The sequence below is a fragment of the Psychromonas algicola genome (assembly GCF_004378355.1).
Taxonomy (GTDB): Bacteria; Pseudomonadota; Gammaproteobacteria; order Enterobacterales; family Psychromonadaceae; genus Psychromonas.
Genome location: NZ_SNUB01000079.1, coordinates 1 through 762 on the forward strand (window position 1 = coordinate 1; position 762 = coordinate 762).

At 38.7% G+C, this 762-nt stretch carries 1 protein-coding gene; it reads right to left on the reverse strand.

What is annotated here, in order from left to right; translation table 11 throughout:
• A partial coding sequence (locus E2R67_RS16430) for a transposase (protein WP_166739415.1) occupies positions 1-762 on the reverse strand: 762 nt, incomplete at both ends.

A 762-nucleotide genomic window follows, 5' to 3' on the forward strand; every position in this document is an offset into this window, starting at 1 on the left:
CAGTACATTTTCCATTGAGTATTCACTTTATCTTGTCCGCGTAGTGTGAATTTGTTCATGCCTTTATTCACCGTAATATTACCGAATACAGGTTCAATGGCACCTAGCCGTTTACTGTATTGCCGACGTCCTGCACTGCTGTCTATTTTCACTCGCATTTTATCTGTATAGGAAATGCGTTTAGTACTTTTATTGATTTCAAACTGCACTTGTCGACCTTGTTTTGTTGGTGGTTTTCTCATGCATTGCGTTTGCAGTGGGCAGACTCGACAGTCTTTTAAGAATCCAGAAAATCGAACATATTGACGACCTGTAGTTTCAATATTTTTAACACTTAACCAAAGCGCTTTACCGGCTGGACAATGGCAACTTCCTTGTTTTTCATTAAAGTGAAAGTCTTTGCTATTAAATAACCTGCTCCGTCCTTTACTGCGTTTTAACCGTCGTTTTTCTTGCTCTGATAAATAGGTTTCACTTTGTTGAAATAATGGATTACGGCTTCTAAAAGCAGTATCAGCCATGTAAGCATCAAGTCCAGTGGTCGCCATAAATTCAAGATTAATTTCACTATGGAAACCGCTATCTGCGGTAAATTTGGTGGTTGAAAAAGTATCAGGAGTGCCTAATTTGGTAAGTTGTACTTGTAGCTGTTCGATGGCAGGTTTTAAGGTTTGTTGTTCACCAACTGAGCCCCATGTTTGCGCTTGTAAAATAATCTGGTGTTTATCATCATTAATCGCAATACCGTTATAACCTTGAATC